Annotated in this window: 6 protein-coding genes and 1 rRNA gene; 6 read left to right on the top strand and 1 reads right to left on the bottom strand. The window is 75.2% G+C overall.

All coding sequences use genetic code 11. The features are described from left to right. The 4 genes from rrf to pnuC form a co-directional block, all read left to right on the top strand. A 5S ribosomal RNA gene (rrf, locus tag ACZ4TW_RS21780) occupies positions 1–93 on the top strand; the annotation flags it as partial. 84 nt (positions 94–177) lie between these two features. Then, the gene (locus tag ACZ4TW_RS21775) at positions 178–2,085 is read left to right on the top strand and encodes a thioredoxin domain-containing protein (protein ID WP_465546318.1); all 1,908 of its coding nucleotides are present in this window, start codon (positions 178–180) and stop codon (positions 2,083–2,085) included. After that, the gene (locus ACZ4TW_RS21770; RefSeq protein ID WP_465546316.1) at positions 2,082–2,498 is read left to right on the top strand and encodes a DUF3054 domain-containing protein; all 417 of its coding nucleotides are present in this window, start codon (positions 2,082–2,084) and stop codon (positions 2,496–2,498) included. Before ACZ4TW_RS21775 ends, ACZ4TW_RS21770 begins: the two co-directional genes overlap by 4 nt. Beyond that, positions 2,495–3,169, top strand: coding sequence for a nicotinamide riboside transporter PnuC (gene pnuC / locus ACZ4TW_RS21765; RefSeq protein ID WP_465546314.1), 675 nt, complete (start codon positions 2,495–2,497; stop codon positions 3,167–3,169). The genes ACZ4TW_RS21770 and pnuC overlap by 4 nt, the downstream gene beginning before the upstream one ends. Before the next feature lie 34 nt (positions 3,170–3,203). Here the strand turns inward: pnuC and ACZ4TW_RS21760 are convergent, their stop codons facing one another. Then, a complete protein-coding gene (locus tag ACZ4TW_RS21760; protein ID WP_465546312.1) occupies positions 3,204–3,533 on the bottom strand; it encodes a hypothetical protein in 330 nt (109 codons plus the stop codon). 136 nt (positions 3,534–3,669) lie between these two features. On the opposite strand from ACZ4TW_RS21760, the gene ACZ4TW_RS21755 reads away from it, so the two are divergent. Together ACZ4TW_RS21755 and ACZ4TW_RS21750 are read left to right on the top strand one after the other, a co-directional pair. Further along, positions 3,670–5,262 (top strand): DUF7059 domain-containing protein, encoded by a 1,593-nt coding sequence (locus ACZ4TW_RS21755; protein WP_465546310.1) that lies wholly within the window; start codon positions 3,670–3,672, stop codon positions 5,260–5,262. Between the two features lie 62 nt (positions 5,263–5,324). After that, on the top strand, positions 5,325–6,260 hold the full coding sequence (locus ACZ4TW_RS21750) for a DnaJ domain-containing protein (protein WP_465546308.1): 936 nt from the start codon (positions 5,325–5,327) through the stop codon (positions 6,258–6,260). Positions 6,261–6,290 lie beyond the last annotated feature (30 nt).

The following is a 6,290-nucleotide window of genomic DNA, read 5'->3' as shown; positions in this document are numbered from 1 at the left end:
ACGCCCGGACACATTCCGAACCCGGAAGCTAAGACTCGCAGCGCCGATGGTACTGCAGGGGCGACCCTGTGGGAGAGTAGGACACCGCCGGACATCCTTCACAGAAGAGCCGCCCAGAGTTGGGCGGCTCTTCTGCATTTAATGCCGCTTGCCGTCCGGCAGGCTTAGGCTGAGGCGATGGGCAACCGCCTCGCCACCGCACTGAGCCCCTACCTGCGGGCCCACGCCGACAACCCCGTCGACTGGTACCCCTGGGGCGAGGAGGCGTTCGCAGAGGCGCGCCGCCGCGACGTGCCCGTGCTCGTCTCCATCGGGTACGCGACCTGCCACTGGTGCCACGTCATGGCGCGCGAGAGCTTCAGCGATCCCGAGATCGCCGCGTTCCTCGCCGACCGGTTCGTCGCGGTCAAGGTCGACCGCGAGGAGCATCCCGAGGTCGACGCGAGCTACATCGCCGCCGCGTCCGCCTTCACGCGCGAACTCGGCTGGCCGCTCACGGTGTTCGCGCGCCCCGACGGGCGGACGTTCTACGCGGGCACCTACTTCCCCCCGCGACCCGTGCACGGCGTGCCCGCGTTCCGCGAGGTGCTCGTCGCGGTCGACGAGGCATGGCGGGAACGCCGCGGCGACCTCGATCGGACGGCGGAGGCCGTCGGCGAGGCCCTCGCTGCGGCATCCGCGGCTCGCACGGCCGGAGACCTGCCCGGGCCGGCCGAGCTCGAGCAGGCGGTCCGTCGGCTCGCCGCCGATGAGGACCCGGTGCACGGCGGCTTCGGCGGCGCGCCCAAGTTCCCCGTCGCGCCCGTGCTCGGGTTCCTGGCTCAGGCCGGGCCCGACGGGCGCGCCCTCGCGGCACGAACGCTCGACCTCATGGGCCGGTCGCCGCTTCGCGACCCCATCGAGGGCGGCTTCTTCCGGTACGCCACGCGCGCCGACTGGAGCGATCCGCATTACGAGCGCATGCTGACCGACAACGCGCTGCTGCTCTCGGTCGCCGCGGAGCTCGCGACGGGCGAGGCGCCCGCCGAGTCCGCAGAGCCCCTGGCGCGCGGGGTCATCGCCTTCCTGACCGAGCGCATGCGACTGCCGAGCGGGGGATTCGCCAGCGCCCAGGATTCCGAGAGCGTCATCGACGGCCGTCGCGACGAGGGCGGCTACTACCGGAGGACCGCGGAGGAGCGCGCGTCGCTCGAGCCTCCGGCGCTCGACGAGAAGGTGCTGCTCGGATGGAACGGGCTCGCGATCGGCGGCCTCGCGCAGGCCGGCCACGTGCTCGACGACGACGGGGCCGTCGACGCCGCCCGGCGGGCCGCCGACCTGCTCCTCGCGGCGCACGTGCGCGAGGACGGCACCCTGGTGCGCGCCTCGCTCGACGGCGTGTCCTCGACGGCGCGCGCGACCCTCGAGGACACCGGGATGTTCGCGTCCGGACTCCTCCGGCTCGCGACGGCGACGGGCGACGCGGGCTACGCCGTGGCCGCGCGACGGCTGATCGACGCCGCCGCCGACGCCGCGACCGGCGGTTCGGCCGACGGCTCGGGCGCGGCTCCACCGTTCGGGGCCCCCGGGGGCGCCGACCCGGTGCTCGAGGCGCGCGGGCTCGCACTGCCCGACGACCCGGCCGAGGGGGCAACCCCGTCCGGTACCACCGCGTGCGCCGAGGCCGCATGGCGCCTGTTCGCGCTCGGCGCGGGCGAGCGCTACCGCGGGCTCGCCGAGGACGCCATGCGCGCCGTCGCCGGCATCGCCGTCGAGCGGCCCATCGCGTTCGGCGGGGCGCTGGAGGTCATGGCGCGCCTGGCCGAGCCGCTCGTGCAACTCGTCACGGTCGTGCCGGACCGGCTCGAGAAGACGGCCACGGCGCCGGTCGAGGCCGAGCTCGTGAGCGCGAGCCGGCGCCACGCGGCATCCGTGTCGACCATCGTGACCGAGCGCCAGGCGCGGGCCTTCGCCGACGCCGGCTTCGAGCTCTTCGCGGGCCGATCCGCTCGGGACGGCCGCGCGGCGGCCTACCGCTGCCGCGCGTTCGTGTGCGCGCTGCCGGTCGGCAGCGCCGCCGAGCTGCGCCCTACGATGGACGCATGAGCGCACCCCGAGCCCGCACCGCCGGGACCTCGGTCGTGGTCGGCGCCGCGGTGCTCGATGCGCTCCTCGTCGTCGCGTTCGCCATCGCCGGGCGGAGCAGCCACGCGGAGGGGCTCGACCTCGCCGGGGTCTGGGGCACGGCGTGGCCGTTCCTCGTCGGAGCCGCAGTCGGGTGGCTCGCCTCGATGGCATGGCGGCGCCCGGCCGCGGCCTGGCCGACCGGCGTCGCGGTGTGGGCGGGCGCGCTGGTCGTCGGCATGGTGCTCCGGGCGGTGACCGGGCAGGGCACGGCGCCGGCATTCGTCGTCGTCGCCGCGATCACGCTCGCGGTGTTCCTGATCGGCTGGCGCGCGATCGCCGCGGTGGTCGTCGCGGTCCGGGCCCGCAGCCGCGCGGGGGCGGCGACCCGATGAACCCGATCGAGTGGCTGTTCGACGCGCAGCTGGTGATCGGCGACCAGGTCATCCTGTGGCGCGAGATCGTGGGCAACGCATTCGGGCTCGCGTCGGCCGTCGGCGGGATGCGCCGCAAGGTGTGGGCGTGGCCGGTGGGCATCATCGGCAACGTGCTGCTGTTCACCGTGTTCCTCGGCGCCGTGTTCCAGACGCCGAACCCCGTGAACCTGCTCGGGCAGGCCGGGCGCCAGCTCATGTTCATCGCCGTGTCGATCTACGGGTGGGTGCAGTGGTCGCGCAACCGCCGCCTCGGTCGGGAGCACGCCGCCGTCACGCCGCACTGGGCGAGCGGGCGCGAGCGCGTGCTGCTCGTCGTGGCGCTCGTCGGCGGCACGCTCGTGCTGACGCCGATCTTCCGCGCGCTCGGGTCGTTCGAGCCGGTGTGGGCCGACGCGTGGATCTTCGTCGGCTCACTGCTGGCGACCTGGGGCATGGCGCGCGGCTGGATCGAGTTCTGGCTCATCTGGGTGGCGGTCGACATCGTCGGCGTGCCGCTGCTCGTGAGCGCCGGCTACTACGCCTCGGCCCTGCTCTACCTGTTCTACGGGGTGTTCACGATCGTCGGGTTCATCACGTGGGTGCGCGTGCAACGACGAGCGGATGCGGCGACCGCGCCGGTCGCGCGCTGACGCCGTCGAGCCGGCCCGCCCGAGCGGAGCCTCGTCAGGTGGACGGCACCCGGTCGAGCATGCTCCACACGGCGGAGCTCAGCTCGGGGTGGTCGAGCGCGATCTCGCGGAGCACCTCGAACTCAAATCGGGCGACCTCGCCGCGCCGTGCGGCGGGGTGGTACGCGCGCGCTCGCGCCGGGCTCCAGCGCTCGGAGTGGAGCCGTTCCTCGCGGAGCGTCGCCACGACCTGCTCGTCGACGGACGGCAGCTCGGGAAGGAACGACCAGGGATCCTCGCCGAGCCGGCACCGCAGCTCGATGAGCGCGGCGAGCTCGTCGCGCGCATCCTGCCGCAGGCGTTCCAGGGTCGGCGACTCCGCCATCTGCGACCTCCCCTCGCTCGTCCGATGGTAACCGACGCTACGCGGCGCGTGTGTCGGCCTGGTTACGCCGCGCGTCCCGGGATGGACGCGAGATGACATCGAAGTGACGATCGCACGACGCTGCTTGAATGGGCGGATGGACGCAGCGCTCGATGGGATGCAGGTCGACGAGACGCGGGTCGATGCGCTGGCGGCCGACCTCGCGACGTCCCGGTTCACCGTGGCGGGGATCGACGCCGCGTGGGAGCGGGGCGCCGCCGAGCAGCCGACGCATCCTGGTGCCGCGCTCCGGCGCGGCCACCGCGTGCCGGCGCTGCGCGCACTCGATCGGGCCGAGGCCGCCGACCGGCCGCTCGCCACCCTCGTGCGCTGCTTCGTGCTCGGCGTGCCCGTGCCATCCGCCGACCTCGAGGCCGCGCTGCCCGCCCTCGGACTCGACGGCGCCGTCGCGCTCCAGCTGGTGGAACTCGACCGCGCCGTGGCCCGTCCGCGCGCCGACCTCAGGCCGTACGCGTTCGCCGACGCCGTCGGCGAGGGGGAGTGGTGGGTCGCGTCGGACCTCGGCGAGCTCGCGACGGGCGGCGCGCTGCCCGAGGAGCACGTGCTCGGCGTCGGCGGTGCGTCCACGACCCTGAGCGGGCTGCTCCTCCAGCGGCACGCCCGCACCACGTTCGACCTCGGCACCGGCTGCGGCATCCAGGCCATGCACGCATCGCGGTTCAGCGATCGGGTCGTGGCCACCGACATCTCCGAGCGGGCGCTGCGCTACGCGCGGCTCAACGCCAGGCTCAACCGGCTCGACGGCATCGAGTTCCGCGCGGGCAGCCTGTTCGACCCCCTCGGTGGCGAACGCGTCGACCGGATGGTCTCGAACCCCCCGTTCGTGATCACGCCCCGGCGCGAGGGCGTGCCCGCCTACGAGTACCGCGACGGCGGCCTCGTCGGCGACGGCATCGTCGAGGCCGTGGTCCGCGGCGCCGGCGAGCACCTCGCGCCCGGCGGCATCGCGCAGCTGCTCGGCAACTGGGAGTACCGGCGCGCGGCCGACCCGGGCGAGCTCGAGGACGGGCTCGAACGCGTGACCGGCTGGGCCGCGGCATCCGGCCTGGAGTACTGGATCGTCGAGCGCGAGCGGCAGGACCCGAGCGAGTACGCCGAGACGTGGATCCGCGACGGCGGCACGCGGGCTGGGACGCCCGAGTTCGAGGCGATGCACGGCGCCTGGCTCGACGACTTCGCCGAGCGGGGTGTCGAGTCGGTGGGCTTCGGCTACCTGCTCCTCCGCCGGCCCGCCGAGGGCGACGTGCCGCGGCTCGCCCGCGCCGAGCGGCTCCACGGCCCGCTCGGCGAGACCGCCGGCGGGCTCGGGGCGCACCTCGCGGAGTGCCTCGCGGCGTCGGACCGGCTCGGCGCGCTCGATGACGCAGCGCTGCGTGAGACCAGCGTCGTCGTGGCCGCGGATGTCACCGAGGAGCGCCATCACTGGCCGGGCGCCGAGCAGCCCACGGTCATCCTCCTCCGACAGGGCGGCGGGTTCGGCCGCGTCGTCGACGCCGGAACCGGTCTCGCCGCGCTGGTCGGCGCCGCCGACGGCGAGCTTCCGCTCGGCGTGCTCTCCGACGCGATCGCGCAGCTGCTCGAGGCCGACCCGGCCGCGCTGTGGGACGAGCTGGCCCCGGCCGTGCGCGAGCTCGCGGCGGGCGGGATGCTGCGCCCCGTCGACGACTGAGCCGCTTCGGGCGTCCTCGCGGTGAGCGGCGGTATCCTCGTGCTCGCACCGAAAGCGAGCCCATGCCCGACAGCCCCCTCTCCGAGTCGCCCTACGAGGTGCTCGGCGTTCCCTCAGACGCGGATGCCGCGGCGCTCCGCCTCGCGTACCGGCGCGCGCTCCGGCACGCCCACCCCGACACCGGCGGGGATGCCACGAGGTTCCACGCCGTCCAGGCGGCGTGGGAGCTCGTCGGCACGCCCGAGGCCCGAGCCGCGTTCGATCGCGGCATCCGGACGGTCGCCCCGTCCGACGCGCCGCACGAGCCATGGGCGCCCGCCGCTCCGCGGCCGCGGCGCGACTCCCGTCCGCTCGCCCGCTCCTACGGGCACCCGGGCGGGCTGTCGCGCGAGCGCTACCTCGCGCTGATCCGCGAGTGGGCGGGCCGGGGCGTCACGCTCGACGACCCGTACGACCCGGCGCTCGTGCGGAGCGCACCGCGCGACATCCGCCATGTGCTCGCCGACGCGCTCGCCGAGGAGGAGACGGCGCGGGCGCTCTCGACGCTCGGCATCGCGTACACCGTCTGGCACGACCTCGCGACGGATGCAGCGGGCCCGGGCCTCCCGCCCAAGCTCGACCACCTCGTGCTCGGTCCCACCGGGCTCATCGCGATCCAGTCCGAGGACTGGGGCGGCCCGGTCGCGCTCAAGCGCGGCGAGCTCGTGGGCGAGGCGGTCGCCGGCGAACGGCCGATCCGCGCGCTCGGGGCGCGCGCGAAGGCGATCGGGCGCGCGGCGCGCGTGAAGCCCACGGCGCTCGTCGTCGTCGTGCCCGACGAGGACGCGGCGGTGCCCCTCGAGGTGGGCGGCACGGTGCGCGGCGCGACGGTCGCGCTCGTGCGCCGTTCGCGGCTGGCGAGCGCGGTGCGCGAGGGAATCCCGGGGTCGCCGCAGCTCGGCGGGGCCGAGGTCATGGAGGTGCGCTCGCGACTGCAGGCGACCGTGCGGTTCGCCTGACGCGGCACCCGGGGCGAACGGGTCCCGGCG

This window comes from Agromyces sp. NPDC029043, assembly GCF_055564615.1.
The sequence above is the reverse complement of the archived record's forward strand: the minus strand, read 5'-3'. Positions and strand labels throughout refer to the sequence as shown.

Excerpts from the sequence above, each read along its gene's own strand:
- ACZ4TW_RS21775 (WP_465546318.1), top strand. The coding sequence starts at position 178 with ATGGGCAACCGCCTCGCCACCGCACTGAGCCCCTACCTGCGGGCCCAC.
- ACZ4TW_RS21770 (WP_465546316.1), top strand. The coding sequence starts at position 2,082 with ATGAGCGCACCCCGAGCCCGCACCGCCGGGACCTCGGTCGTGGTCGGC.
- pnuC (WP_465546314.1), top strand. The coding sequence starts at position 2,495 with ATGAACCCGATCGAGTGGCTGTTCGACGCGCAGCTGGTGATCGGCGAC.
- ACZ4TW_RS21760 (WP_465546312.1), bottom strand. The coding sequence starts at position 3,533 with ATGGCGGAGTCGCCGACCCTGGAACGCCTGCGGCAGGATGCGCGCGAC.
- ACZ4TW_RS21755 (WP_465546310.1), top strand. The coding sequence starts at position 3,670 with ATGGACGCAGCGCTCGATGGGATGCAGGTCGACGAGACGCGGGTCGAT.
- ACZ4TW_RS21750 (WP_465546308.1), top strand. The coding sequence starts at position 5,325 with ATGCCCGACAGCCCCCTCTCCGAGTCGCCCTACGAGGTGCTCGGCGTT.